Annotated in this window: 25 protein-coding genes and 5 pseudogenes; 24 read left to right on the plus strand and 6 right to left on the minus strand. The window is 70.2% G+C overall.

The features are described from left to right. Positions 1-221: 221 nt before the first annotated feature. Positions 222-1,664 carry an NF041680 family putative transposase gene (locus ACIF8T_RS35760; protein WP_400041060.1) on the plus strand — a complete coding sequence of 481 codons (1,443 nt, stop codon included), beginning with the start codon at positions 222-224 and terminating at the stop codon, positions 1,662-1,664. A 159-nt stretch (positions 1,665-1,823) separates the two neighbouring features. Here ACIF8T_RS35760 and ACIF8T_RS35765 read toward each other — a convergent pair whose 3' ends face one another. Continuing rightward, positions 1,824-2,585, minus strand: coding sequence for an SDR family NAD(P)-dependent oxidoreductase (locus ACIF8T_RS35765; protein ID WP_400041061.1), 762 nt, complete (start codon positions 2,583-2,585; stop codon positions 1,824-1,826). Positions 2,586-2,724: 139 nt separating this feature from the next. On the opposite strand from ACIF8T_RS35765, the gene ACIF8T_RS35770 reads away from it, so the two are divergent. Both ACIF8T_RS35770 and ACIF8T_RS35775 read left to right on the plus strand, forming a co-directional pair. Beyond that, positions 2,725-3,351: a TetR/AcrR family transcriptional regulator gene (locus ACIF8T_RS35770; protein ID WP_400041063.1), complete on the plus strand. Its 627-nt coding sequence runs from the start codon at positions 2,725-2,727 to the stop codon at positions 3,349-3,351. 301 nt (positions 3,352-3,652) lie between these two features. After that, positions 3,653-3,852: pseudogene (locus ACIF8T_RS35775) on the plus strand (DNA-binding response regulator); the annotation flags it as partial. 79 nt (positions 3,853-3,931) lie between these two features. On the opposite strand, the gene ACIF8T_RS35780 reads toward ACIF8T_RS35775, so the two are convergent. The 3 genes from ACIF8T_RS35780 to ACIF8T_RS35790 form a co-directional block, all read right to left on the minus strand. Further along, a complete protein-coding gene (locus ACIF8T_RS35780) occupies positions 3,932-5,926 on the minus strand; it encodes a hypothetical protein (protein ID WP_400041065.1) in 1,995 nt (664 codons plus the stop codon). 19 nt (positions 5,927-5,945) lie between these two features. Then, the gene (locus ACIF8T_RS35785) at positions 5,946-6,599 is read right to left on the minus strand and encodes a TetR/AcrR family transcriptional regulator (RefSeq protein ID WP_400041066.1); all 654 of its coding nucleotides are present in this window, start codon (positions 6,597-6,599) and stop codon (positions 5,946-5,948) included. A 277-nt stretch (positions 6,600-6,876) separates the two neighbouring features. After that, a complete protein-coding gene (locus ACIF8T_RS35790) occupies positions 6,877-7,659 on the minus strand; it encodes an enoyl-CoA hydratase/isomerase family protein (protein ID WP_400041068.1) in 783 nt (260 codons plus the stop codon). Between the two features lie 56 nt (positions 7,660-7,715). Here ACIF8T_RS35790 and ACIF8T_RS35795 point away from each other — a divergent pair. After that, a pseudogene (locus ACIF8T_RS35795) lies at positions 7,716-8,360 on the plus strand (CoA transferase); the annotation flags it as partial. A 126-nt stretch (positions 8,361-8,486) separates the two neighbouring features. Here ACIF8T_RS35795 and ACIF8T_RS35800 read toward each other — a convergent pair. Both ACIF8T_RS35800 and ACIF8T_RS35805 read right to left on the minus strand, forming a co-directional pair. Then, positions 8,487-9,215 (minus strand): annotated as a pseudogene (locus tag ACIF8T_RS35800) (acyl-CoA dehydrogenase family protein); the annotation flags it as partial. Positions 9,216-9,302: 87 nt separating this feature from the next. Further along, on the minus strand, positions 9,303-10,109 hold the full coding sequence (locus ACIF8T_RS35805; protein WP_400041070.1) for a TetR/AcrR family transcriptional regulator: 807 nt from the start codon (positions 10,107-10,109) through the stop codon (positions 9,303-9,305). 750 nt (positions 10,110-10,859) lie between these two features. Between ACIF8T_RS35805 and ACIF8T_RS35810 the strand changes: the two genes are divergently transcribed. The 20 genes and pseudogenes from ACIF8T_RS35810 to ACIF8T_RS35905 all read left to right on the plus strand — a co-directional run bounded on the left by ACIF8T_RS35810 (position 10,860) and on the right by ACIF8T_RS35905 (position 25,809). Then, complete coding sequence (locus ACIF8T_RS35810; RefSeq protein ID WP_400041072.1) at positions 10,860-11,036, plus strand: acyl-CoA dehydrogenase family protein; 177 nt, start codon at positions 10,860-10,862, stop codon at positions 11,034-11,036. 89 nt (positions 11,037-11,125) lie between these two features. Continuing rightward, a complete protein-coding gene (locus ACIF8T_RS35815; protein ID WP_400041074.1) occupies positions 11,126-11,350 on the plus strand; it encodes a hypothetical protein in 225 nt (74 codons plus the stop codon). Between the two features lie 123 nt (positions 11,351-11,473). Then, a complete protein-coding gene (locus ACIF8T_RS35820) occupies positions 11,474-11,599 on the plus strand; it encodes a hypothetical protein (RefSeq protein ID WP_400041076.1) in 126 nt (41 codons plus the stop codon). 33 nt (positions 11,600-11,632) lie between these two features. Further along, positions 11,633-12,283 carry an acyl-CoA dehydrogenase family protein gene (locus tag ACIF8T_RS35825; protein WP_400041077.1) on the plus strand — a complete coding sequence of 217 codons (651 nt, stop codon included), beginning with the start codon at positions 11,633-11,635 and terminating at the stop codon, positions 12,281-12,283. A 43-nt stretch (positions 12,284-12,326) separates the two neighbouring features. Further along, positions 12,327-13,787: pseudogene (locus ACIF8T_RS35830) on the plus strand (enoyl-CoA hydratase-related protein); the annotation flags it as partial. Next, complete coding sequence (locus ACIF8T_RS35835; RefSeq protein WP_400041079.1) at positions 13,682-14,104, plus strand: thiolase C-terminal domain-containing protein; 423 nt, start codon at positions 13,682-13,684, stop codon at positions 14,102-14,104. The pseudogene ACIF8T_RS35830 and the gene ACIF8T_RS35835, both read left to right, overlap by 106 nt. Beyond that, complete coding sequence (locus ACIF8T_RS35840) at positions 14,101-15,009, plus strand: alpha/beta hydrolase (protein WP_400041081.1); 909 nt, start codon at positions 14,101-14,103, stop codon at positions 15,007-15,009. Before ACIF8T_RS35835 ends, ACIF8T_RS35840 begins: the two co-directional genes overlap by 4 nt. Before the next feature lie 168 nt (positions 15,010-15,177). Then, positions 15,178-15,507, plus strand: a complete 330-nt coding sequence (locus tag ACIF8T_RS35845) for a DoxX family protein (protein ID WP_400041083.1) — start codon at positions 15,178-15,180, stop codon at positions 15,505-15,507. Between the two features lie 57 nt (positions 15,508-15,564). Further along, positions 15,565-15,870: an NAD(P)-binding domain-containing protein gene (locus ACIF8T_RS35850; RefSeq protein ID WP_400041085.1), complete on the plus strand. Its 306-nt coding sequence runs from the start codon at positions 15,565-15,567 to the stop codon at positions 15,868-15,870. Next, positions 15,867-15,932: pseudogene (locus ACIF8T_RS35855) on the plus strand (hypothetical protein); the annotation flags it as partial. The gene ACIF8T_RS35850 and the pseudogene ACIF8T_RS35855, both read left to right, overlap by 4 nt. Positions 15,933-16,180: 248 nt before the next feature. Next, positions 16,181-16,333: a hypothetical protein gene (locus ACIF8T_RS35860; protein ID WP_400041167.1), complete on the plus strand. Its 153-nt coding sequence runs from the start codon at positions 16,181-16,183 to the stop codon at positions 16,331-16,333. Positions 16,334-16,430: 97 nt separating this feature from the next. Beyond that, positions 16,431-17,072 carry a TetR/AcrR family transcriptional regulator gene (locus ACIF8T_RS35865; RefSeq protein WP_400041165.1) on the plus strand — a complete coding sequence of 214 codons (642 nt, stop codon included), beginning with the start codon at positions 16,431-16,433 and terminating at the stop codon, positions 17,070-17,072. A 44-nt stretch (positions 17,073-17,116) separates the two neighbouring features. Further along, positions 17,117-17,317 carry a hypothetical protein gene (locus tag ACIF8T_RS35870; protein WP_400041087.1) on the plus strand — a complete coding sequence of 67 codons (201 nt, stop codon included), beginning with the start codon at positions 17,117-17,119 and terminating at the stop codon, positions 17,315-17,317. 185 nt (positions 17,318-17,502) lie between these two features. Further along, positions 17,503-18,048: an amidohydrolase family protein gene (locus ACIF8T_RS35875; RefSeq protein WP_400041088.1), complete on the plus strand. Its 546-nt coding sequence runs from the start codon at positions 17,503-17,505 to the stop codon at positions 18,046-18,048. A 179-nt stretch (positions 18,049-18,227) separates the two neighbouring features. After that, complete coding sequence (locus tag ACIF8T_RS35880) at positions 18,228-19,382, plus strand: histidine kinase (RefSeq protein ID WP_400041090.1); 1,155 nt, start codon at positions 18,228-18,230, stop codon at positions 19,380-19,382. Continuing rightward, positions 19,370-20,026, plus strand: coding sequence for a LuxR C-terminal-related transcriptional regulator (locus tag ACIF8T_RS35885; protein ID WP_400041092.1), 657 nt, complete (start codon positions 19,370-19,372; stop codon positions 20,024-20,026). The genes ACIF8T_RS35880 and ACIF8T_RS35885 overlap by 13 nt, the downstream gene beginning before the upstream one ends. 186 nt (positions 20,027-20,212) lie before the next feature. After that, positions 20,213-22,444: an MMPL family transporter gene (locus tag ACIF8T_RS35890; protein WP_400041093.1), complete on the plus strand. Its 2,232-nt coding sequence runs from the start codon at positions 20,213-20,215 to the stop codon at positions 22,442-22,444. A 439-nt stretch (positions 22,445-22,883) separates the two neighbouring features. Next, positions 22,884-23,789, plus strand: a complete 906-nt coding sequence (locus ACIF8T_RS35895; RefSeq protein WP_400041095.1) for a hypothetical protein — start codon at positions 22,884-22,886, stop codon at positions 23,787-23,789. Positions 23,790-23,963: 174 nt separating this feature from the next. Next, positions 23,964-24,116, plus strand: a complete 153-nt coding sequence (locus ACIF8T_RS35900; RefSeq protein ID WP_400041097.1) for a hypothetical protein — start codon at positions 23,964-23,966, stop codon at positions 24,114-24,116. A 217-nt stretch (positions 24,117-24,333) separates the two neighbouring features. Beyond that, positions 24,334-25,809: a family 43 glycosylhydrolase gene (locus ACIF8T_RS35905; RefSeq protein ID WP_400041099.1), complete on the plus strand. Its 1,476-nt coding sequence runs from the start codon at positions 24,334-24,336 to the stop codon at positions 25,807-25,809. Positions 25,810-25,853: the final 44 nt, after the last annotated feature.

The raw sequence follows: 25,853 nt of genomic DNA on the forward strand, positions 1-25,853 counted from the left end.
GGCCTGGAGGCAACAGGCGAAGGCTTGAAAGACACGAACCCAGAATCCCACCAACAAGCCCGTCACACCCACCGAACTAACGAAAAGATCAGTAAGCTTGGCGTTTAGCATCGCGGGTCACTCGTCCTGCTGACCTGCGGTTCTTCCCGGGACAGCGGAGGCGGCCGTTCTCCACGCTTCGAGATGTCGAGTCACGAAGAACGAGAGAACGGCCGCTGCCCATGAGTCTGCCCGTCGATGTGCCCGGAAGCGAGGCGTTGGGCCTGTTGTCCCGCTTTCGGGTCGAGTTCTACGAGTGTCTCTACCAGCGGGCGGATGCGCTCTTCGAGCTCACCGACGCGCTGTTGTGCGCGGACGGGCCGGTGAAGACGCTGGTCGAGCTGTCCCTGGCGGCCGAGCACCGGCGCGGGCACGGGGCGATGTACGCGGCACTGGACCGGGGCTGGCTGGAGCCGGCGCGGTTGCGCCGCGTGCTGGCCGGCCTGCCGCTGCCGAGGGCGGCCGACGGGCGGATCGTGCTCGCGGTGGATGTGTCCAACTGGCTGCGGCCCGACGCGCCGACCAGCGACGAGCGACTGTTCTGCCACGTCTACGGACGGGGGGACCGCAGCAGTGACCAGTTCGTGCCGGGCTGGCCGTATTCCTTCGTCGCCGCCCTGGAGACCGGCCGCACTTCCTGGGTCGCGCTCCTGGACGCAGTCCGCCTGGGCCGGGCGGACGACGCCACCCAGGTCACCGCCCGCCAACTCCGGAACGTGGTAGTCCGGTTGATGGCGGCCGGGCAGTGGCGGCCGGGCGATCCCGAGATCCTGATCGTCATGGACTCCGGCTACGACACCGCCTACCTCTCCCACGTCCTGGCGGACCTGCCGGTGGTGCTGGTCGGACGTCTGCGCTCGGACCGCGTCATGCTCCGCGACGCCGGCCCCGCCCGCTCCGGGCCGAAGGGCGGGCGACCGCGCCGGCACGGCGGCGTCCTCACCCTCGCCAAGCCCGACACCTGGCACACCCCCGACCTCACCACCACAACGGACACCAGCCGCTACGGCACCGCCGAGGCGATCGCCTGGGACCGGATACACCCTCGCCTCACCCACCGCGGCCCCTGGCTCGATCACACCCACGAAGAACTGCCCATCCTCCACGGCACGTTGATCCGCCTGGAAGTCGAGCACCTGCCGGGCAACCGCGACCCGAAACCCGTCTGGCTGTGGTCCTCGGCCGACGGCGCCACGCCGGCGGACATCGACCGCTGGTGGCAGTCGTTCCTGCGCAGATTCGACCTGGAACACACCTTCCGGCTCATGAAACAGACCCTCGGCTGGACCGCGCCGAAGACCCGCCACGCGGACACCGCCGACCTGTGGACCTGGCTCGTCATCGCCGCCCACACCCAGCTCCGCCTCGCCCGGCCCCTGACGGAGGACCTGCGCCGGCCCTGGGAACGCCACACCGAGCCCCGCCGCCTCACCCCCGCCCGGGTGAGGCGAGGGTTTCGCAACGTCCGCGCTGCGGCTTCCCACCCGGCAGCCGCACCAAAACCGTCCCGGCCAGGACCGGGACGCCCACCCGGCTCCCGCAACAAGCAGCGAGCCAGACACCACGACGTCGGCAAGACCGTCAAACGCGCCGAATCGATCAAGGAACACCAAGGTCAGCGTTAAACGCCAAGCTAGGAAGACGGACCGCAACGCGGTACGGTCCGGGGCGTGCCCGGCAGCTTCCGGCCGGGCTTTGCCCGGGGTGCGGTCCCTCATCGAGTGAGGTGCCACGCGCTCACGATGCGGCGACGCGGCACCTCGGTAGATGTGGCCGACGTCGTGTCAGACGGCGGACCATCCGTCGTCGACAGGCAGGATCGCGCCGTTGATGTTGCTCGCGGCGTCCGAGGCGAGGAATAGGAGCACAGCCGCCTGTTCCTCCGGCTGCGCCATGCGGCCGAGGTTGACGAAGTGTGGGCCGATCGCCGCCGGGCCGTGCGCCGTGCGGTCGGCTTCTACCGCGATGGCGGTAGCGGTGCCGCCCGGGCAGATGGCGTTGGCGCGTATGCCCTGCTTCCGGTACATCACCGCCAGCGACTTCGTCAGGCCCACCACGCCGTGCTTGGAAGCGGTGTAGGCGGCGCCCGCCGCGCTACCGCGCAGAGCGGCCTCGGAGGCGGTGTTTACGATGACGCCGCGGCCCGCAGCCAGCATGTGCGGCAGCACAGCGCGGGCGAGCAGGAAGGGCGCGGTGAGGTTGACCCGGATGACGCGCTCCCACTCGGTGTCGCTCACGTCGGCCAGGGCCGACATGCTGTCCATGATCCCGGCGTTGTTCACCAGGACGTCCACCCCGCCGAACCGCTCCACCGCCGTCGCCGCCACCCGGTCCACGACGGCCTGCTCGCTCAGGTCGCCCGTGACGGCCACCGCAGTGCCGCCCGCCTGCTCGATCTCCTTGACGACCGCGTCGGCCCCCTCGGCGTTGAGGTCCGCCACCACGACGCGGTCACCCTGGGCGGCGAAGGCGAGCGCGGTCGCGCGTCCTATGCCCGATCCTGCTCCGGTGACGATCACGCTGCGCCCGTTCAGATCGCCGGTCATGAAGTGCTCCGTCCAAGAAGTGCTGGTGCGGTGGACTCGTGTCACACCGCGCCAGCACCCTACCGCTTTGTGTCTCTGGGTGACATAAAGTCGTGAGGGAGAATGCTCCGGACAGGGATCACCGATGCCGGAGGAGCAGATGACCGCAGCTCGCGGACGGACGGGGCGACCACCCCTGACCGAGGAGCGCAAGGCCGCCATCCGGCTGGAGATCGCCCGCGCCGCGGTCGACCTGTTCATCGCCCAAGGCGTCGCCGCGACCACGGGCGAACAGATCGGTCAGGCGGTCGGCGTCTCGGCACGCACGGTGTGGCGGTACTTCCCCACGAAGGAGAGCTGTGTGCGGCCGCTCTTCTCGTCCGGCATCGACACGATCGCCACCACACTGCGGCAGTGGCGTCCCGGCCGCCCCCTCCAGGAAGCCTTCGACCACGTATGGACCACCGATACGGTCCTGCCCGGTCCGGACGTAGGCGCCCTGCTGCGGCTGACCCGGACCGAGCCGGGCCTGCGCGCGGTCTGGCTGCAGACCCACGACGAGGCGGAGCCGGCCTTCGCACGCGCCCTCGCCGAGCGGGCCGGACTGCCCGCCGACGACGTACGGCCGGCGGTCTGGGCCGCCATGTTCAACGCTGCGCTGCGTGCGGCCGTCGAACACCACGCCTACCGGACGACCGAGCCGACCACCAGTCCCGAGACGGCCCGGGCCGACCTCGCGGAGACCCTGCGCACCGCCCTGGCCATCACGGCGGCAGGCCTCTCCTGAATCGCCGAGGCCTGCCTCCGCTTTCTCCCGCGGCTTTCGGCGGACGCGGTCAGCCGGTCGAGGGCTCGCCACCCGTCGGCGGCTTTCAGCAGAAACGTAGGGTGTGCGCGGCGGTCTTGGAGCGGCGGCCTCGGGTGAAAAGCGTCTTTGCTGTTACCACCGACGCGGTGGATGCCGTTCGAGGTCTGGAAGGCGGCCCACACGCGCTCGCCCACCACGGCGTCGACAGGGTCGAAGGCCCGGTGGCTGGCCTTGAAGTAGGCGAGTTGGTACTCCTCCGTCCACGGCATTTCCCATACCGAGTGTCGAACTCACCCGCAGCCACCGTCCGTACGTGGTCCTCATGGACTTCCGGATGCTGCTGACCGACGGCTCGCCGCCACCGCCGACATCTGCGGACGGCAGGAGCTGTCTGGACCCCGCGTCCTGGTGCTTACCACCTTCGAGTACGACGAGAACGTAACTCGCGCCCTGCGCGCCGACGGCGGCGGTTACCTGGGCTGGTGACCGCTTATCAGAGCCAGCTGGTGCGCGTTCGCCCCCCCGCAGGCCGATTGAGCGCTTCCGGGCGCCGGCACGGTCATCGGCGTACGACGACGCGGACCCGGGCCAGGTTGTCGACGCGGGAGAACGGTGTCTCCGGGTCGGCGTCGCGCTGTGCCGAGATCCGTACGGTGACGAAGCGGATACCGGGCTCGAGGTAGGTGTGGTGGCGTTCGAGAGTCAGCCGGAGGACGGGATCGGTAACGTCGTCGATCTCGTACGTGCCGTCTCCGTCCAGGTCCCATTGGACCCGCACGATGCCGCCCGTTCCCGGTGGGGCCTCGACGGTCGCCGCCAGGGTCACGGGTGTGCCGGCGCGAACGTCGGCACACGCAGCGCCGTCGGCGGTGATCCGCACCACCGGCTGGACCCCGCCGCGATCGGCGGCCGAGTCGGGCACGACAACCTGCCCGTCCTGGATTTTGTAGCGGGTGCCGGAGGCGGGCGGGACGCCCTTCTCCACCCAGTCGGCGAGACCGCGCAGCGCCTCGTGCAGGACGCCGAGGTAACTGACGGTGTGGGTCGGGTGTTCCTGCCGTTCGGCGTCGGCATGCAGCGCGTTGTCGACGTACCAGAGGCGGAAGTGGTCGTCGAGGGCGTCACCGAGATGCTCGGCGGCCCTGCCGCGGTACCAGTCGGCCTGCCAGGGGAAGGCCTCCCTGTCGAGCAGGCAGGACACGACGATCATCTTGCCGCCGAACTTCCCGGTGGGCACGTGTCCGGCCGCCGCGGCCGCGAACAAGGGGGCGAGCAGGAAGGGACGTTGAGGGAGGAGCGGCGCGCCGGTGGCGTCACGGTACTGGTCCCACACCGGGTACTCGGGGCCCGGCACCTGATGACGGTGGTAGGTCTGGGCCGCGAGGAAGTTGCTGTTGTCCACGTGGACGGTGTCGCCGGGGCGCAGACCACCCGGGGGGTGCTCGGCGCCAGGCATGTCGAGGACGGCGAGGTCGTGCCAGAAGCCCTTCAGCCGCAGCCGGGCACCGGCGGCCTCGCCGGTCGTCACGATCAGTTCGGCACCCAGGGTCTCGGTGTTCGGCACGGACGCGAGGCGCAGCGCGACCACGGTGTCGTACTCATCCGCGGGCCCTTTGAACGCCTCGTCCACGCCGCCCCGCGGAGCCTGGGCAGGATCGGTGAAGGGACCGAGATCAGGTGTGTCGCGCCGTGTGAGGACGTCACCGACCGTGGTGTCGAAGCGGACGCGGTCCCGGTGGACCGACGAGTCGGGGTCCGCGCCGAGGTACCCGGGCGTGGTCCAAAACTCCTCGAAGTATCCGGGGTCCACGGTGACGATGTGCGGGTACAGCGTCCCGAAGGCGTGCGTTCCCATCGTGCGATGCCCGAACCACGAGCGGATCGGGAAACCCATGCTCGTGACCTCGGTTAGCGCGGCGCTCTCCTCGGGAGTCAGGCCCTGGTGCGGATCGCCGCTGCCGCCGGGTTCCACCGCGTCCACGATTCGGTCGAACGCGTGGCGCAGCACCCGCTGGGCGTGCATCCGCACGGCGAAGACGTTGGGAGCGGCCATCGGACTGCCGGGGACGTAGGGGACGAAGCCGTCCCACACCCCCTCGGTGTTCTCCGCGCAGCCCATGGTCCGGAAGGCGCCTCCGCTGCCGCCGTAGGCGTAACCGTAGGGGCGGTGGTCGCCGTACATTTGACGCGCTATCACCCTTGAGTACTCCGCGGCGGCAGCGTTCGCCCGGAAGCCGGCGATCGTCGGATCCATGTCCGAGCCGGGTGTTCCGGAGGGTCCGCCGCCGTTGGTCTCCAGAAAGTAGCCGCCCGCGCCGAACGCAAACCCGACTTTGTCCTCCTGTCCGGTCGCGGACTGCGCCAGGTGCTCGCTGTCCGGGACCGGGGTGATGTGCTGGAAGAACCGTTTCCGGTACATCCCGGGCGGTGGGAAGTAGAGGGAGAACCGGGTCTCGGTGCCCTTGAAGCCTCCGTGTACATAGCGGTGGGGCTGCGGCGTGTCGCGCCATTCGTCGACATCGACATAGGGGTGCTCGAAAGTCTGGGCGGTCATGGTTCCGTTTCCCGTTCCGTCAGAGGCCGTTGCCCGGCTGGTTGAGGACGGCCAGCCCTTCGACCCAGTTCTGGCCCGTGAGGCGGCGGACACCGTCCACCAGCGCCCGTCCGCAGTCGAAGTTGGGGTCGCCGAGGCGGGCTAGGACCAGACCGTCCCAGAGTGCGAGGACCTGCCGGGCCGTCTCCCGGGCGTCGAGACCGGGATGGGCCAGCCCGTCGCGCTGCCTCTTCGAGATCATCCCGGTCCAGACGTCCATCGCCCTTCCCGTGCGGCGGGCGAAGTACTCGGCGGCGGGATGGTCCGGCGTCGCGGCCTGGCCGCGCAGCATCACGAACAGACGCAGTCGCCGTTCGTGTGCCGACACCGCGGCGTCCGCGACGGTGCGCAGGGCGTCGAGGTTCAGCGTCAGCTCCTCGCCCCCCACGGTCGCGAGGTCCAACTCCAGGTCGTCCGAGCGGTCGAGGGCAGCGACGAGCAGGTGGTCCTTGGTGGGGAAGTGGTACAAGACCGTCGGTTCGCTGGAGTCCGACAGGGCGGCGACGAGTGAGGTGGTGACCCCCTCGTGACCTCGTTCGTCGATCAGTCGGAGCACGGCGAGTGCGATGCGTTCCCGGCGTTCGTGGGACCGCTGGTAGGGGCCGCGCTTCCGTGAGCGTGCGGCAGCTTCCATGGACCATCCTTCCCTGAATATTGAGTGGAAGCTAGCATTTTTGCATTCGTCCGAGCTAGATTTCCGTGAGGTGGACGTGAAGATGCCGTAAAAAACTTCTACTACTCAATTTTCAAGGAGCACTTCGTCCACCAAGCCCCAGTGCAGGGCCTCCGTCGCGGTCAGCGCGGTACCGGTCAGAGCCAGGTAGGCGGTGCGTTCCCGGCCGATGCGGGCGGGTAGGCTCGCCGTACCCCCGCGCCGGGGATCAGGCCCATCCCGATCTCGGGCAGTCGGATCACCGTGTCCGGGGTGGCCGTGACCCGTCCGGCGAACGCCGCCAGCTCGATGCCCGCGACCACACGGCACCGTGCAGGTGGGCGGTCACCTTGGAGGCGCACCGCAGGAGCAGCGCCGCGGGGCTGTGGGACACTCGTACCCGGTGCGCCTCGGCGGTGTCCCGTGCGGTGCCGAACTCGGTGAGGTCGCCCCCGCTGCAGAACGCCGGCTCGGTGCCGCGCAGGTCGACGCGGGTGATCGAGGGGTCGGCCGAGGCGACCTCGAGGGCTTCGCAGAGGGCGTCCCGGGTGGCGGCGTCGAAGGCGTTGCGTGCCCGGGGCGGTCCAGTACGACGCTCAGCCAGTCGCCGTCGCGCCGGAGCCGTACCGGTTCCGGCGCGGGACGCGGCGTGCGGGGCGGGGCCGCGGCCAGCCAGGCACGGAAGTCCGCACCGCCCTGGAGGGCCGAGTAGGCGAGGGACTCCATCAGCAGTCTGTCCGGCGGTGGGAGCACGCGCCCCATCCGGAGTGCCTGAACGAGGGCGACGGACGCGGCGGGGTGCCGGCCGACCGCGTCGCCGATGTGCCGGGCGGTGGCCTACGGGTCGGCGCACGCCACCCAGGGGGGCGGCGCCTCGGGGCTTTCGGTCAGGAGGACGTCGAACCCGTCCGGGGCCTGTTCCTGCCGGGCCGCCACACCCGCCACGACGTGGTCCCGCGCGGTCGGCGGCGGTGCCGGACGGTCGATGTCGATCACGCGGCAGGGCGACTCCATGACGGCCCGAGTGTAATGCGACTTCCACATGCAGAGAAGGGTGTTTCCTCGGTAGGAAATACCGATCTCAATTTTGATCTCTGGATGTCCGATGTCGCGCCGTACCTCGCCCCGCTCCAGGACGTCACGGACGACTTCGAGACTTACTCCGGCGTCACCGTCGACCTGCCCACGGCTCTCTTCCTGAGGGCGTGCCTCGCCGGGCTCCCGGCACCGGGCCGGACCTCGGCCGGCGGTTCGTGCCGACTCCTGCGGACCGCCGACGGATGGTCCGCCGTCAACCTGGCCCGTCCGGACGACCACGTCTCCCTCCCCGCGCTGCTGGCCCTCCTCGACACGCGGCACACGGACCTGGTCGGCGGGGCCCGCCGGGTCACCGCGTCCCGTCTCGCGGACGCCGCCCAGACGGTGGGCATCCCCGCCGCCGCGCTCGGATCGGCCCGTGCCCGCCGCCGCCCCGTGCGCGCCCGGTCCCATGGTGCGCGGTGCCCCCGCCCGCTCACCGGCCTGCGCGTGCTCGACCTCTCCGCACTGTGGGCCGGGCCCTTGTGCGCGCGGCTGCTCGGCCTGGCCGGGGCACAGGTGACCAAGGCGGAGAGCACCACCAGACCGGACGGTGCGCGGTGGGGGCATCCGGAGTTCTACCGCCGGCTGCACGAGGGGCACGAGAGCCTGGTGCTGGACTTCGCCTCCGACGAGCTGGCCGACGCCGTGGACCGGGCGGACATCGTCATCGAGGCCTCGCGGCCGCGGGCGCTGCGCCGACTGGGGGTGAGTGCTGAGGAGTTCCTGGAACCCCTGGCTCTCCTCGCCGACCCGATCCCGGACGGGGACCCGCAACTCGTCGATGAACAGTTCGTTCGAGGTGACGGCGTTGCGCCCCATCTTCGGGATCGGGCGGATGTCCACGTGGTCGCGGTCGAGGTCGGTGAGGAACAGTGTCATGCCATCCGTCGGCTTCGCGACCTCGTCGCGCCGTGATGTGCGGGTCAGCAGCAGGATCTTCTCCGACTCCGCCGCCTTGGAGATCCACACCTTGCGGCCGCTGACGACGTAATGGTCGCCGTCCCGCCGGGCGTACGTCGTGATGCTCGTCGTGTCCAGGCCGGCGCCAGGATCGGTCGCCCCGAAGCAGACGTGCAGGTCGCCGTCCGCGATGCGGGGGAGCGTGCGGCGCTTCAGTTCCTCGGATCCGTGCACCACGACCGGGTGCATGCCGAAGATGGACAGGTGGATGGCGCTGGCGGCGTTCATGCCGCCGCCCGAGCGGGCCACCTTCTCCAAGAGGAGCGTGGCCTCGGTGATACCGAGGCCATGGCCGCCGTACGCCTCCGGGATCGTGATGCCGAGCCAGCCGCCGCCGGCGACGGCGTCGTAGAACTCCTTGGGGAAGGCGTGGTCGCGGTCCTTCTCCATCCAGTACCGGTCGTCGAAGTCGCGCAGGAGACCAGCCACGGCCTTGCGGATCGTCTCTTGGTCCTCGGTCAGCTCGAAACCCACGGCGGGGAACCCCTCTGCCGGTTGCTGATGTGTGAAACATGCCAAAGGACAGACGAAAAGAGACGTCAACTGTCCGGGGAACACAACGTAGTTGCGGGGGGCCGGGGTCAGCCGTCAGACGGGGAAGGGTCCGCGCGGATGTGGACCCTTCCCCGTCTGACGGCTGTGGTGTCAGGCCGTGCCGCCGGCGGCGCCCTTGGCGGGGGCGGACTTCTTGGCAGGGGCCCTCTTCGCCGTCGCCTTCTTGGCGGCCGCGGCCTTCTTGGGTTTGGGTTCGGCGGTCCCGGCCGTGTTCTCGTCGGCGCCACGGAGCGTCCCGGTGATGCCGCCCAGGCAGAACTCCCATACGTCCTGCGCGCCGATCCGGGAAGGCTGTACGCCGACCGGGGTCGTAGGCGCCTGGGCCGTGAACATCGCCGTCTGCATGATCAGCGAGGCGGTGCGGCGAGGACGGGGCGCGATGGCCAGGCCGGCCTCGACCGCGTCCTCCACCAATTCCGTGAACAGGGTGAGCAGCGGCACGTGGGCGGTGGCCACCTGATCGGGGTGGCTCACCAGCAGCTGGACGGCGAAGTCGGTGAAGAGGGGGGACTGCTGCCCCTCGCGGGGTGTGGAGGCCTCGTACAATAGGTTCACCGCCACCTTGAGCCGCTCCAGCGGATCTGCCACGGCCGAGATCTTCTCCCGCATCTCGGTGGCCGACCTCGACAGCGCGTCCTCGAAGAGGGCGAGCAGCAGCTCGTGCTTGCCGTCGAAGTGCTGGTAGAAGCTGCGCAGCGATTGACGGGACCGCTCCACGATCTCCTGCACCGTGAAGTCGGTGGTGCCCTTGTCGGCGATCAGTTCCTGCGCCGCGTCCAGGAAGCGTTGCACGCGCTGTTCGGCGCGCAGCTTCGCGGCCCGGGTGGATCGCTCGACGGCGCGCTGCCGCCATGCGGGCTCAGGGGACTCGACCGGTTCGGCGGGGACGACACTCATGGCAGAACGGTACTCCACATATGTGAAAAGAGGTGGCACTCCCCCTGCCGAATCGCGCTCCGCGTGAAACGAGATCCTAACTTCCTTATAGCGAGAATGATATTCTCGCCGCGCGCGCGTGTGCCACAGAGGGTGCCACCAGAACCTCGGGGGAGCGAAGGCCGGGCATGGAGTTCGAACTCGACGAGGAGCAGCGGATGCTGCGCCGAACGGTGCGCGAGACGGTCGCCAAGGTGCGGCCGCAGCCCGAGGACCGGCAGTGGGAGACCTATCGGAGCCTGGGCTGGCTGGAGGCACCGCCGCTGGAGCTGGTTCTCATCCTGGAGGAGCTGGGGTACGCGGCCGATCCGCCCCCGCTTCTGGCCACCGTCACCTGGTTCGCGCCGCTGGCCGGCCGGCTGCCCGAAGGCAGCGGCACGGCCGTCTTCAACGGTACCGGCCGCTACGTCCTCGACGCCGACCGCGCCGACGAGATCGCACTGCTCACCCCGGACGGTGTCACCGTCGTGTCCGGAGCGAGCCTCGGTGCCGAGCGCGTCGACGTCCTTGACCCGCACCTGCACGTGGCGCACGTCGACGCGGGCGCTCTGGCGGCCGGCGTCCCCGTATCTCGCCATGGCCGGTCTCGCGGCCACCGGGGCCGGAGCCTGCCGCCGCATCCTCGACCTGGTCCTCGCGCACGTGAAGTAGCGCACGCAGTTCGGCCGGCCGCTCGGCTCGTTCCGGGCCGTCAAGCACAAGGTGGCCGACATGCACGTGGCCGTGGAGCGGGCCCGCGCCCTCACCCACTTCGCCGCGCCCACGATCGTCGAGGGCGACCCGCGCCGGGCCCGGGCCGCCCACATGGCCAAGGCGGCGGCGGGGGAGTGCCAGCGCCTGGTCTTCCGGCACGGCCTGCAGCTGTTTGGTGCCATGGGCTCCACCTGAAACGAACTGCAACTGCACCTGAAACGGGCCCAGGCCTGCGACCTGCTGCTCGGCACCGCGTCCGCCCACAGGAAGGCCCTGCTGACCGTATGAAGCTCGCCGACGATTCCGAGGTGGAGGAGTTCCGCGCTCAGTTCTCTGCCTTCCTCGACGCACACCTGCCCACGGAAGTGGAGGCCCGCGAACGCCCCCGCTCCAGCGCCCACGTCCCCGCCTGGGCCCGCCGCTGGCAGCGCACCCTCTTCAAGAACGGCTGGCTGCTGCCCGGCCAGCCACCCGAGTACGGAGGCCGGAACGCCACCCTGCCCCAATAGCTCGCCCACCTGGAGGAGCTGGTCCACCGCAGGATCTATCACAGCTTCAACCTGCAGGGACTCGGCATCATCGCCGCATCCCTGCTCACCTTCGGCACCGACGAGCAGAAGCGGCGCTGGGCCGTGTCGATCCTGCGCGCCGAGATCACCGCCGTGCTCGACATGAGCGAACCCGAGGCGGGCTTCGACCTGGCCTCGCTGCGCACCCGGGCCGTCCTCGACGGGAACACCTTCGCGGTGAACGGATAAAAGATCTGGACGTCCGGCGCCCACGACGCCGACGTGCTCCTCACCTTCGTGCGCACCGGCCCCGACGCCGCCAAGTACAAAGGGCTCAGCGCGCTGCTGATCCCGACCGCCGCCGACGGTGTCGTGCGGCGGCCCTTCGGGTCGATCGCCTCAGAGGACGACCACGACTTCAACGAGGTCTTCCTCACCGACGTCCGCGTGCCGCGCGAGAACCTGGTCGGGCCGCTGGGCGAGGGCTGGCGGGTGGCCAACGGCTCCCTCGGCCACGAACGCACCCTGCTGTGGCTGTCGTATGCCGAGCGCCTGCAGGACCTGGTGCGCGACGCCGTGGACGCCAGCTCAGGCCAGGAATGGTACGCCACCCTCCTCATGGACCTGACGGCCCTCAGACTGCTCGGTTACCGCCGGCTCGGCCCGGACCGGAACCCCGCCGAGATCTCCGTGCTCAAACTGCTCGGCTCCGAGGCCGTCCAGAACGCGTCCCTGCACGCCCTGGAGGCGCACGGCGCCGACGCACTGCCGCATCCCGCCCGCACCGGTCCGTACCACCACATGGACAACGAGGCTTTCGTCTCCAGCTGGTTCGAGCGGTACGCGTGCAGCTTCGCCGGCACCATCGCGGGCGGTAGCAGCGAGATTCAGCGCAACATCATCGCCGAGCGCATCCTCGGCCTACCGCGTTAGGACGCCGGTCATGGACCAGATCCTGTAGGAAGCCGAAGACGGCGTCGCCGTCATCACGCTCAACCGCCCCGAGGCCGCCAACACCCAGACCATGGCCTTTCTCGATGACCTGGACGCGGCCTGGATGCGCGCGGCCCGGGAAGAGGAGGTCCGTGTGGTCGTGCTGCGGGCCAACGGGCGTCACTTCTCCGCCGGACACGACCTGAAAGTCCGCTGGCCGGGACCGGACGAGATCACCCTGGAGTGGATCTACGACGCCGAGACGCGCCGCTACCTGGAGTACTCGCTGAAGTGGCGCAACATCCCCAAGCCCACGATCGCCGCCGTCCAGGGCAAGTGCATCGCCGCCGGGCTGATGCTGTGCTGGCCGTGCGACCTGATCGTGGCCGTCGAGAACGCCGAGTTCTCTGACCTGGTGGTGCACATGGGAATCGGTGGGGTCGAGTACCACGGCCACACCTGGGAGCTGGGCCCGCGTAAGGCCAAGGAGATCCTCTTCACGCATGCTCATGGAGGTCGTCTTCGAACAGGCAGGCGACACCTTGCTGCCGTTGTTCCAGCCGGCCGCCGACCAGCCGGACCCGGCCCCCTCCCGACCGACGACCCGGCCCCCGAACGCATGCGTGAGCACATCCGCCGCACGCCGGTCACCCGGAAGTTCGAGGACCGCGCCGTCATCAGCGGCGCGGGTGCCTCCCGCATCGGCCGCCGCCTCATGGCCCCGCCTCTCCACCTCACAGTGGAGGCGTGCGAGAAGGCCGTCGCCGACGCCGGACTTACCCTCGATGACATCGACGGTCTGTCCACCTACCCCGGCGGCGGCGCTCACGGCGGCTTCGCCGAGGGCGGGGTCACCGCACTGGAATCCGCGCTCGGCATCCGCCCCGTCTGGCACAACGGAGCCGGGGAGACCTTCGGCCCCGGCGGCCCCGTGATCGCCGCCATGCTCGCGGTGGCCGGCGGCCTCGTCCGCCACGTGCTCTGCTTCCGGACCGTGTGGGAGGCGACCCACGCCGAACTCGTCCGTCAGGGAAAGATCCGGCTTCCCCGGGGAGGAGCGGCCGACGGCTGGTTCAAGCCGTTCGGCGCCGTCTCACCCGCGATGATGCTGGCGATGAACGCCCAGCGGCACATGCACCGCTACGGTTCCACCCGCGAGACCCTCGGTTGGATCGCCCTCAACCAGCGTGCCGGCGCCGCCCTGCACCCAGACGCCGTCTACCGCGACCCGCTCACCATGGACGACTACCTGTCGGCGCGCACCATCACCACGCCCTTCGGCCTCTACGACTGCGACGTCCCCTGCGACGTCGCCACCGCCGTCGTCGTCTCCGCCGCCGAGACCGCCGACGACCTGCCGAAGGCCCGATCCGTATCGAGGCGGTCGGGACGCGGATCATGGAACGCCCCAAGTGGGACCAGGCCACGCTCACCCACGAACCCCAGGTGCTCGGCCAGGCCGCCCACCTGTGGACCCGCACCGAGCTGCGCCCCGCCGACGTGAACGTGGCGCTGCTGTACGACGGTTTCACCTTCAACTGCCTGTCCTGGATCGAGGCGCTCGGCTTCTGCGGCATCGGCGAGGCCCGCGACTTCCTGGACGGCGGCAAGAACATCGCCTGGGACGGGGTCCTCCCGCTCAACCCGCACGGCGGACAGCTCTCCCACGGCCGCACCCACGGCATGGGCCTGCTCCACGAGGCCATCGTCCAGCTGCGCGGCGAGGCGGGCGCCCGCCAGGTGGCGGACGCCCGGACGGCTGTGGTCTCCAGCGGCGGGCTCACCCCCAGCGGCGTACTCCTGCTCAGGACGGACGGATGACCTCGACTGAACCCGAACTCGCCAGCGGTGTCCACCGGGAGGTGGTGGGCGTACACGGTGTCCCCGCCTCCGCACTGGTCATCGAGGCGGCCCGCCCGCGCGCCGTGATCGTGGCCGTGCACGGCGGCGCCACCACCTCCACCTACTTCGACCACCCCGGCCACCCAAGGCTTTCCCTGCTGCGCACCGCCGCCACGGCCGGCTTCACCGTTATCGCCCTCGATCGCCCCGGCTACGGCAGCTCGGCCGGACACGAGGAACGCCTCCAGGCACCTGAACAACGCACGGACTTCGCGTTCGCCGCCGTCGACACGTTCCTCCGGGACCGGGACGGAGGCCTCGGTGTGTTCCTCTGGGCCCACTCGGCGGGCTGCGAGCTGACCGTCCGGATGGCGAGCGACCCGCGCGGCGCCGATCTGCTCGGCGTGGAACTCGCCGGCATGGGCCGGACCCACCACCCCAGGGTGCTCGCCGCGATGGAGGAGTGGCGGCGCAATCCGGCCCGCACCCGGCCCGACCTGCGCCGGGCGTTGTGGGACCCGCCGCACGCCTACCCGGCTGACGTCTACGGCGGACGCGTCATCGGCGCCGCCTCGCCGTCGTACGAGGGCCGTCGGGAGGGCTGGCAGGAGGAGTTCGCACGGCTCGCCGCACGTGTGCCGGTACCCCTCCACATCACGCTCGCCGAGTACGAGCGGGTGTGGAGGAACGGTCCGGAAGGACTGGCCGACCCGGCTTCGATGTTCACCGGAACGCCCCGTCTGGTGCTGCACGAGCAGGCGGGTGCGGGACACAACACCAGCGTCAGCCGCACCGCCCTCGCCTACCACCTGCACGTGCTGGCATTCGTCGAGGAGTGCGCCCTCGGCGTGCCGGCGCTGCCCTCGGAGAGGAGGGCGCGGTGATGGGTGAGCCCGCGGACGCCGCCCTGCTGCTCGTCCGGGTCGCCCTGGATGCGGTGATGGCGGCGCACGGCTGGAATCACTGCGTGGCGGGGGCGGCATCACCGGCACGGCGGGCTGGTTCGCCGGCCTCGGTCTGCGCCGCCCGCGCCTGCAGGCGTGGTTCAGCGTGTGACGGAGATCGGTGCGGGCGCGCTGCTGGCCGTGGGACTGTTCACCTCGCTGGCCTGTGCCGCCGTCCTGTCGGTGATGCTGGTCGCCGGACTGCTCGGGCACCGCCCGCACGGCTTCTTCGTCTTCAAGGAGGGTTACGAGTACGTCCTGGTGCTGGGCGTGCTTGCGGTGACGCTAGGTGTGTGGGGGCCGGGGGAGTACGCCGTCGACACGGCGGCGGACCTCGCGGTGGCTGGATGGTCGGGTGTCGGCCTGGTGCTCGCGGTGACGGTGGTGGCGACGGGCGGCTTGCTCGCCGCCTTCTGGCGGCCACGGGAGACGACATGAGAGGACGACGCGACATGCGGGTCGGTTTTCATCGGACTGGGCAGTCAGGGTGCGCCGATGGCACGGCGGATCGTCGAGGCGGGGTACGGGACGACCCTGTGGGCACGCCGCTCCGCCACGCTCGCACCCTTCGCGGACACCGCGGGATCGCCAGCCGAACTGGGCGCCGTCAGCGACATGGTGTGCCTCTGTGTCGTCGACGACGCGGACGTCGAGCAGTTGACCACCGGAGGGGACGGTGTCCTCGCCGGGATGCGCCCAGGGGTGTGCTCGTGGTGCACTCCACCGTCCACCCCGAAACCTGCCGTCGGCTGGAGTAGCGCGCCCGCCTCCAGCGGGTCTCCGTGCTGGACGCACCGGTGAGCGGCGGGGGGCGGGCTGCGGAACGAGGCACCCTACTCGTCATGGCGGGCGGCGATCCCCAGGTCTTCGCCTTCTGCCGTTCCCTGTTCGCCACGTACGGCGATCCCGTCGTCCACCTCGGTCCGACCGGTGCCAGGCAGGTGGCGAAACTCCTGAATAACGTTCTGTTCACCGCTCAGCTGGGACTCGCGGCGGACGCCCTGGAACTCGGGGGCCGACTGGGGCTGGACACCGCGGGGCTGGGCCGGGTCCTGCGCGCGGCAGCGCGGCGAGTTTCGCCCTGGAGCGGGTCGTCGACGCGGGCGGCACGTTGCGGCGCATCACTGCACACGCGGGCGGACTGCTGGCGAAGGACGTGCGGCTGTTCACGAGCATCGTCGAGGCCGCCGTCGCCGACGGCGAGGGACGACGGAGCCCAGTGCGGGAAACGGCCCTTTCCGCCCTGGAGGCCATGGGGCGGTGAGGCCCGGGGCCGGGCCGGTCACGTCCGAATTCTCGCCCCGGCCCGGCGGAGGGTGCGTACTGTGTGCGGGCACTGGCCAACGGCGGAAGGGCATGAGGTGGGTTCTGCGCGGCGTCAGGATATCCTGGAGGCGGCCTCGGAGGTGTTCGCCGAGCGCGGCTTCAAGAACGCCTCCATCGACGCGGTGGCCGAGCGCGCCGGGCTGACCCGGCAGGGAGTGCTGCACTACTTCCCCAGCAAGAAGCGGCTGCTCCTGGAGATGCTGTCCTTCCGCGAGCAGCTCAACCGAGAGCACCTGGCGGACCACCCGGTCGGCGAGGACCTGCCCGCCGACTTCGCGGCGGCCGTCGCCTTCGAACAGAGCCACCCCTCGTTCGCCACCGTGTACAGCGTGGTGATGGCCGAGGCGGTCACCGGCCGGGAGCCCGCCCGCGGTTACGTGGGAGACCGTCTGCGCTCGCTCCAGGCCCACCTCACCGCCCGACTGGCCGAGCGCTACGGCGAGCGGCTGCCCAGCGGCCTGAGCGCGTCGGCCGCCGCCACCGCCATCCTCGCCCTGGTAGAGGGCATCCACCAGTGGTGGCTCATGGACCCGGAGCCGGACGCGGACCACTACCCGACGATCGTGCGGGAGACGTTGTCGGTCCTGTTGGGTCTCACGGATGACGAGCCCGGGCACGAGGACACCCGGGGTGAGGGCGGGAACGGCCCCTCTCAGGCTCCCACCGTGAACGGGTAGACCCGGGTGAAGTCGGCACCCGGCTCGCCAAGGAGGAGTACGGCATGGAGCCGCAGGGCCTGGACGAGATCAGGCCCGGCTGCGACGTCGATGAACGGGTCGCCCACATGAATGCCGGCGGTGTTTTGGCCCAGATGAACTTCCCCTCCTTCCCGGGCTTCTCCGCCCGGCTGTTCGCCACTGAGGACTCCGACTTCTCCCTAGCCCTGGTGCGCGCCTACAACGACTGGCACATCGACGAGTAGTGCGGCGCCTACCCCGGCAGGTTCATCCCGATGGAGCTCTCGGCGATCTGGGACGCCGAGTTGTGCGCCCAGGAGATCCGGCGGGTCGCCTCGCCATCACGGCCCTCGACGCCCCGCCGGAGGTGATGATCACCCTCCAGCCGATCAACCTGGTCCAGGCCGCTGCCGATCTGGTCTAGTCGCGCATGCTCAAGGAGTACCCCCACATCAAGATCGCTCTGTCCGAGGGCGGCACCGGCTGGATCCCGTACTTCCTGGACCGCATGGACCGCACCTTCGAGATGCACGCCACCTGGGCCCTTCAGGACTTCGGCGGCAAGCTGCCGTCCGAGGTCTTCCGCGAGCACTTCCTCACCTGTTTCATCTCCGACCCCGTCGGCGTGAAGCTGCGCCACGACATCGACAACATCTGCTGGGAGGCGGACTATCCGCACAGCGACTCCATGTGGCCCGACGCACCGGAGGAACTGCACCGGGTGCTCACGGCGAACGACGTGCCGGACGACGAAATCCACAAGATGACCTACGAGAACGCGATGCGCTGGTACTCCTTCGACCCCTTCGCGCACATCCCGCGCGAGCAGGCCACGGTGTGCGCGCTCCGCAGGGCCGCCGAGGGCCACGACGTGTCCGTGAAGCCCCGCAGCAAGCAGGCGGCCGTCGCCCCGACGGAGAAGCTGGCGAACTACCGCAAGAAGGCGGAGGCGGCACTCGCGAAGTCCAAGGACTGAGCCCTCACAGGTGGAACCGGTTCGGTGCGGATCCTGTGGACGGCCGTTGTCGGCTGTTCCTCGATCGGCACCTTGCGCCCGTTGGGCACGGAGGGAGGAGCGGTGGTGTAGCCCGCTACACCACCGTGGGGTGCTGTGCTCTCCCGCTCGCGGTCGCCGGTCCGCCTAATGTGAGCGATATGTGGAAAACGATGAGCCAGGCCGCTCGGGCGACCCTTCAACTGGGCAAATCGGTCGCGATGGTCTTCGGGATGTGCCTGTTCGTCTGCGTGCTCCTGATCGCAGCCGCCGGCACGCTGATCGTGATCGGCGCCTGGCTGTTCCCGGAAACCGTGTTGCTGATTCGCCGGATCGCCGGTGCCAAGCGGCATCTGGTCGCTTCGTGGACGGGCCGCGAGATCCCGCAGGCGTACCAGCCGATCACCGGCCGCCTGCGGGAACGTCTGCGTACCTCGGTGCGAGACCCCGGCACCCGCTCCGACCTGCTGTGGATGGCGGCCTTCTACGTCTACGGCTGGATAGGGCTGCTCACGGTCCCCCTATGGCTGCTCGGTCTGGTCGTCGACGGAGTGTGGAGCGGGCTGCTGCGGCGCCGACCGGTCGTACTGCCGCTGATCAGCCGCCTGGCGGACCTGGAGGCCAGCTGGTCGGCCGCCCTGCTCAGGCCCTCCCCGCAGGCGGTGCTGGCGGCCCGGGTCGACGAACTGACCGAGACCAGGGCAGACGCCATCGCCGCACACGGCGCGGAACTGCGCCGCATCGAACGCGACCTGCACGACGGCGCACAGGCACATCTGGTGTCCCTGTCCATGCGGCTCGGGCTCGCCCGGCGTGCCTACGACCATCAGCCCGAGACCGCGCGCAAGCTCCTCGACGACGCGCAGGAACAGGCGGAGCAGGCCCTGACCGAACTGCGCCAGGTCGTACGGAACATCCACCCCCCGATCCTCTCGGACCGGGGCCTGGCCGGAGCGGTGCGAGCCTTGGCGGCCGGCAGCGGACTGGACGTGGCCGTCGCCACCGACGGCCTGGCCGACGACGGTCCCCGGCCCCCCGCGGCGGTCGAGGCGGCAGCGTACTTCGCCGTGGCGGAGGCCCTGACCAACGCCGCCAAGCACAGTGGCTCTCCACGCGCCACCGTCCAGCTCGAACGGCTGCGCACCGGTCTGAGGGTGACCGTGCGAGACGAAGGCACGGGCGGCGCGGACGAGACCGGTGGCTCAGGGCTGATCGGCATCCGTCGCCGGGTGGCCGCGCTGGACGGTACGGTGACGGTGATCAGTCCCGAAGGAGGACCGACAGTCGTTGCCGTGGAGCTCCCTTGCGTGTGGTGATCGCCGAAGACAACGCGCTTCTGCGTGAAGGTCTGGTCCTCCTGCTCACCTCGTCCGGACACGAGGTGGTCGCCGTCGCCGGGACGGGGCCGGAAGTCTTGCCGGCCCTGTTGGAACACCGTCCGGACGTCGCCGTGCTCGATGTGCGCATGCCGCCCGGATTCAGGGACGAGGGACTGCGCGCGGCCCTCGCCGCCCGTGAGCGGATCCCGGGCCTGCCGGTACTGGTGCTCTCGCAGTACGTCGAGGAGTCCTACGCCGCCGAACTGCTGGGCGGCGGCAGCAGCGGAGTCGGGTACCTGCTCAAGGACCGAGTGGGAAGGGTGGACGAGTTCCTCGACGCCTTGGAACGGGTCGCCGCCGGAGGCACGGCCCTGGACCCTGAGGTCGTCACCGAGCTGCTCACCCGCCGCCGCGACTCACCGCTGGACTCGCTGACCCCTCGTGAACGCGAGGTGCTGAAGCTGATGGCGGAGGGGCACGACAACACCACCATCGCCAAAACCCTGGTCGTGACGGAACGCTCGGTGAGCAAGCACATCGGCAACGTCTTCCTCAAACTCGGTCTGCCGCCTAGTGACAGCGGACACCGCAGGGTGCTGGCCGTCCTCACGTATCTGAAGGACCCGCGCTCGGCCGTTTGACGCCATCGCCCGATGGTGTAGCGGGCTACACCATCGGTTCGGGAGACCACTCCCTCGTCGCGGCGCCCGCCGGACGGGATCGTGGAGAGCACACAGGGCACGCCGCTTCGGCGTCCGCCGCGGCGGATGCGAGTGCCGGCCCTGTCTCTTGCTCCGTACCGCTGATGTGGAGGCGTTCTCCCCGCCATGGCAACTTTTCTGTACAACGTCGGTCATATGGCCTTCCGACGGCGCTGGCTTGTCACGTTCCTGTGGGTGGGCGTGCTGGCCGCCGTGGGCTTCGCCGCGGCCAAGGCACCCGCCGCCCCCGACGACGGGTTCGCCATGCCGGGCCTTGAGTCGCAGAAGGCGTTCGACCTGATGGACGAGCGCTTCCCGGGTTCGGGCGCCGAGGGTGCGAGCGCCCGGCTCGTGTTCGTCGCCCCCGACGGGGAGAAGGTCACCGCCACGGAGAACAAGGCGGCCATCGAGGAACTGGTCGGCGAGGCCGGCGAGGGTTCGCAGGTGGTCCGGGCGGTCGACCCGTTCCAGGCGAAGACGGTCAGCGAGGACGCCTCCATCGCGTACTCCACCGTCACCTTCGAGGTGAAGGCGGCGGATCTCACCGACGCGAGCAAGGAACACCTTCAGAAGGCCGTCGACCAGGCCAGGGACACCGGCCTGACCGTCGAGGTCGGCGGCGACGCCCTGGCGACGCAACCTGCGGCCGGCGGATCGGCCGAGGCGATGGGCCTGCTGGTGGCCGCGGTGGTCCTGGTGATCACCTTCGGCTCCATGGCCGCTGCCGGACTGCCGCTGCTGACTGCGATCATCGGCGTCGGCATCAGCATGACCGGCATCATCGCCCTGGGCAGCACCTTCGGCCTCTCCCTGACCACCGGCACGCTCGCCTCCATGCTCGGCCTGGCGTGCGGCATCGACTATGCCCTGTTCGTCGTCTCCCGCTACCGCGAAGAGCGCGCCAAGGGCCGTGACCCGCGGGAGGCGGCCGGGCTCGCCGTGGGCACCGCCGGATCGGCCGTGGTCTTCGCCGGCCTGACCGTCGTCATCGCCTTGGCCGGGCTGTCGGTGGTGGGCATCCCGATGTTGACCAAGATGGGCCTGAGCGCCGCCGGCGCGGTCGTCATCGCCGTCCTGATTTGCCTCACCCTCGTGCCGGCCCTGCTCGGCTTCTGGCCCAAGGCCGTACTCGCCCGCCGCGACCGCAAGGCGGCCAAGCGGGGCGGCGAGATCACCACCTCCGGCCGCAGCCAGACCGCCGACAACATGGGCAGCCGCTGGGCCAGCCTCGTGGTGCGCCGCCCAGTGCTCGTGCTACTGCTCGGTGTGATCGGCCTGGGCGCGCTGGCCATCCCGGCGACCGGCCTGCAGCTGGGCATGCCCGGCGATGAGGCCAAGCCCACCACCACCACCGAACGGCGCGCCTACGACGCCCTCGCCGAGGGCTTCGGCCCCGGCTTCAACGGCCCGTTGACCGTCGTCGTCGACACCAAGAACAGCGACGACCCCGAGGCGGCCGTCGCGACCATCTCCGAGGAGATAGCCGCCACCGACGGCATCGTGTCCGTTTCCCCGGCCCAGTTCAACCAGGCTCGTGACGCGGCCATCCTCTCCGCCACCCCCTCCACCGCTCCCACCGACGCCGAGACGATCGACCTCGTCAAGACCATCCGCAGCGACCGTCCGGCCGTGGAGCAGCAGGTCGGCGCCACCTACGAGATCACCGGCAGCACCGCGGCGAACATCGACTTCGCCCAGAAGTTCCAGTCCGCGCTCGTGCCCTACCTGATCGTCGTGGTCGGCCTGGCCATCGTGCTGCTGATGGTGGTCTTCCGCTCCCTCCTGGTGCCCCTCAAGGCCGCCCTCGGCTATCTGCTCTCCGTACTGGCTGCCCTCGGCGCGGTGGTCCTGGTCTTCCAGCACGGATACGGCGCTGAACTGCTCGGCGTGGAACAGACCGGCCCGATCATGAGCATGATGCCGATCTTCCTGGTGGGCATCGTCTTCGGACTCGCCATGGACTACGAGGTCTTCCTCGTCTCCCGCATCCGCGAGGCCTACGTCCACGGTGAGCGGCCCGCTCAGGCCATCGTCTCCGGCTTCCGCTCCAGCTCCCGGGTCGTGGTGGCCGCCGCCCTGATCATGATCGCGGTGTTCTCCGGCTTCATCGGCTCCGCCGAGTCCATGATCAAGATGATCGGCTTCGGCCTGGCCGTCGCAGTCCTCTTCGACGCCTTCGTGGTCCGCATGGCCATCGTCCCCGCCGTTCTCGCCCTGCTGGGCGACCGCGCCTGGCGCCTGCCGCGCCGGCTGGACCGTCTCCTGCCCGACATTGACATCGAAGGTGAAGCCCTCACCCGCACTACGGCGCACACACCGTCCCACCAGTACGAGAACGAGCCCGCATACCGCGGGTAGAGAACCACGACCCGGTGGGAGGCCTTCTGCGCACCCATCGACTGACCGGGGCCGCTCCAGCGGTGGCGGCCCCACATCCGCCGTGACCGTGGGGACGGGGAACGGCGGGGACCGGGCCCGGCGGCCGAGCGAATCTTCCGCTCGCCGCCGGGCCCGAGCCGTTCCGGCGGCTCCGGCGACATTGCTCGGCTTCCTCGGCGGCATGCCGGGACGAATCTCCCGGTGCGGAGCGGCGGCGGCCGGGTGTAGCCCTCTACACCTCGGACCCGGGGGCGCACCGCCTCGTCATGGCGCTCCCGCGACGGAAGTCTGGAGACCGGGGCGGCCTCCCACTTCCTCACCCGGACGGCACGTGTTCCGGCTGGGGCGGTCCCCTTCTCTCGTCACATCGCATCACCGGCGTGTGCGAGACCGCAGACCTCGTGACTGGAGAGTTGTCGTGACGAATATCCCGGCTGCCGTAGCCCTCGCCCTCGCATCCGTCGTCGCCTACGCGACCGCGGCCGCGGTGCAGCACCGGGTGGCCGAGAGGGCCGCCGGGGCCGGTCTGCGAGCCATGCTGACCGACAGCGTTTGGTGGGTGTCGGTCTGCGCCAACGGTCTCGGCGCAGTCCTGCACGTCGCCGCCCTCGCCTATGGACCGCTGAGTCTGGTGCAATGTCTCGGCGCCCTCACCGTCGTCGTCGCGGTCCCGATCGGTGCCCGCGCCGCCGGCCGGGGCGTCGGCCCCTCGGAGCGGAAGGGCCTCTGCCTGACCGCCGTCGGTTTCGCCCTGCTGCTCCCGCTCATGTCGACCACCGGGGCGGGCGGCACTCTCACCACCACGGGATCCCTCGCCGTCGCGGCGATCGCCCTTCTCGTCACAGTCCTCGCCGGCTCCGTCCGTCATCCGGGTCTGCGCGCGCCCGTGTTCGCCACCGCCTCCGGGATCGTCTCCGGCACCGGTTCCGCCCTCACCCAGACCGTGCTGCACACCGACCGGCTGCTTACGTGGCAGACGTTCGTGGTGGCGCTGGCGGCGATCGGCCTCGCGGTGGTGGGCGTGCTGCTGTCGCAGTCCGCGTACACGGGCGGACTCGGAACTTCCCTGGCGATTCTCACCCTTGCCAACCCGCTCTGGGCGGCCGTCATCGGCGTGGCGCTTCTCGGCGAACGGTTCTCGGACGGGGCCCTGGGGACAGTACTGGCCGTCACGGGCGCCGTGCTGACCGCCCGAGGGATACTGCTGCTCGCCCGGTACTCCTCCCGTGGTCCCGCTGCCCCGCCCGCCGTGCCGACGGTGGAGGCGGTACGTCGGATCGCCGACCACAACTGCCCGCCGAGAGCCACGGTCGTCTCCCCGTGAGCTGTGCTGTTTTTTGGTTCGAGCTCCCTTCGCCAGCGGTATCGACCGTTACCCGATCTTGATGAAGCGGCCCCTTGTGAACGACCTCCGACTTCGTCTTGGCTACTGACGCGCGTCAGTAGTGCCAATTCCGCCGACTCAACTCACCTGCAGGGCCGAAACAAGGAGATCTAGATGAGTACCGATCCAGTAGGACACAGCGTCGTGGTGACCGGTGCGGCACCGTACATCGGACGCGCGACCCGCCCTCACCTTCCTGCCTCCGACGCAGCCTCCTTCGTCAACGGGGTGGTGTTCCCGCCCGCCGACGGCTGGTCTGCCGCCTGAACCGCGCCACTGCCCATCCCTGCGGCTGGATCGACATCTTGCGTCCACACGTCGATCCGCCTTGCGTGACCGATGCCGCCGTCGGCAGCGCCTCCCCGCGCGCCAGGATCGACCCGCCGGTCCTCGCAGCGTTCCGGCGGTTTCAACCCCGGCGCCCCTCATGCCCCGCTCGACCGGGCCGACGCCCGACGGCCCGCACCTTGAGGAGACAAGCATCATGACGACACCCGTCATCGCGGGATTCCACCCCGACCCCTCGGTCTGCCGCGTCGGCGACGCGTACTACCTCGCCAACTCCAGCTTCGAGTACGTACCGGGCGTTCCAATCCACTACAGCACCGATCTGCTCACCTGGACGCACATCGGCAACGCGCTGACCCGTCCGAGTCAGCTCACGCCGCACGCCGGAACCGCCAGTTCGGGCATCTACGCGCCGACACTCCGTCACCACGACGGCAGATTCTGGCTAGTGACGACGAACATTTCCGAGATACGCCGGGGACACCTGATCGTGTCGGCCGAGCGGCCGGAAGGGCCGTGGACGGATCCGGTGCACGTGGCGGGCACGATCGGCATCGACCCCGATCTGACCTGGGACGAAACAGGCGTATGCCACCTCACCTGGGCTTCCTTCCAGCCTGGCCTGCACGGCATCGCGAGCGTGCCGATCGATCCCGCGGCCGGCGCGATGCTTGCGGAGCCGCGCCTGCTGTGGAACGGCACCGGTCTCGCCGCCCCGGAAGGACCGCATCTCTACCGCGTGGGGGAGTGGTGGTACCTCCTGCTCGCGGAAGGCGGCACCGAGCGAGGCCACGCCGTCACCGTCGCCCGCGCCCGTACCCTTGACGGCCCCTTCGAGACGGCTCCCCACAACCCGATCCTCACCCACCGCAGCACGGACCACCCGGTGCAGAACACCGGGCACGGCGACCTCGTGGAACTGGCCGACAGATCCTGGGCCATGGTGTACCTGGGCGTGCGACCGCGCGGAAGGACCCCCAAATTCCATGTTAACGGGCGCGAAACCTTCCTTGCCGGCGTGGACTGGGTGGACGGCTGGCCGGTCGTGGACGAGCAGCGGTTCGCCGCGCAACCACGGGACCACGCCTTCACCGACCGGTTCGAGACGTCCGAACTGGATCCGCGCTGGGTCGCGCCCGGCACCGCTCCCGCCAGCTTCGCCCGCTGGGAGGACCGAGGCCGCCTGGTGCTCGAACGGCCGTCGCAGCAGGAGTCGCCGGCGCTGCTTCTAACGCGTGCAAGGGACACCCGGTGGACCGCACAAGCACGACTGGACACGTCCGGCGGCACCGGCCGTTTTCTGCTCCGGATCGACGGCGACCACTGGTACGGGCTGACCGTCGACGCGGACGGCATCGAGGCGACGGCCGCCATCGGACCCGCCGTCAGCCCGGTCGCACGGAGGTCCCGCTGCGCCGGGAGGAACGTCACCCTGCGCATCACGGTCCGGGACTCCGACCGCCCCGCGCAGTTCGGCGCACCCGACGAGCCCGACCTCGTGGAACTCGCGGTGGTGGGTGACGACGGCACCTGTGACGCCCTGGCCACCCTCGACGGGCGCTACCTCTCCACGGAGGTGGCCGGAGGATTCACCGGCCGGATGCTCGGTGTCGAACCGGTCCACGGCCAGGTCGTGGTCGAGGAAGTGTCCTACTCGACTCAGTTGGAGTGAGACGCCAGGGCACCGGGGCCACCGGACCCGGCGCTGTGGGCTCC

It is taken from the genome of Streptomyces sp. NPDC085946 (genome assembly GCF_044540485.1).
GTDB lineage: Bacteria > Actinomycetota > Actinomycetes > Streptomycetales > Streptomycetaceae > Streptomyces.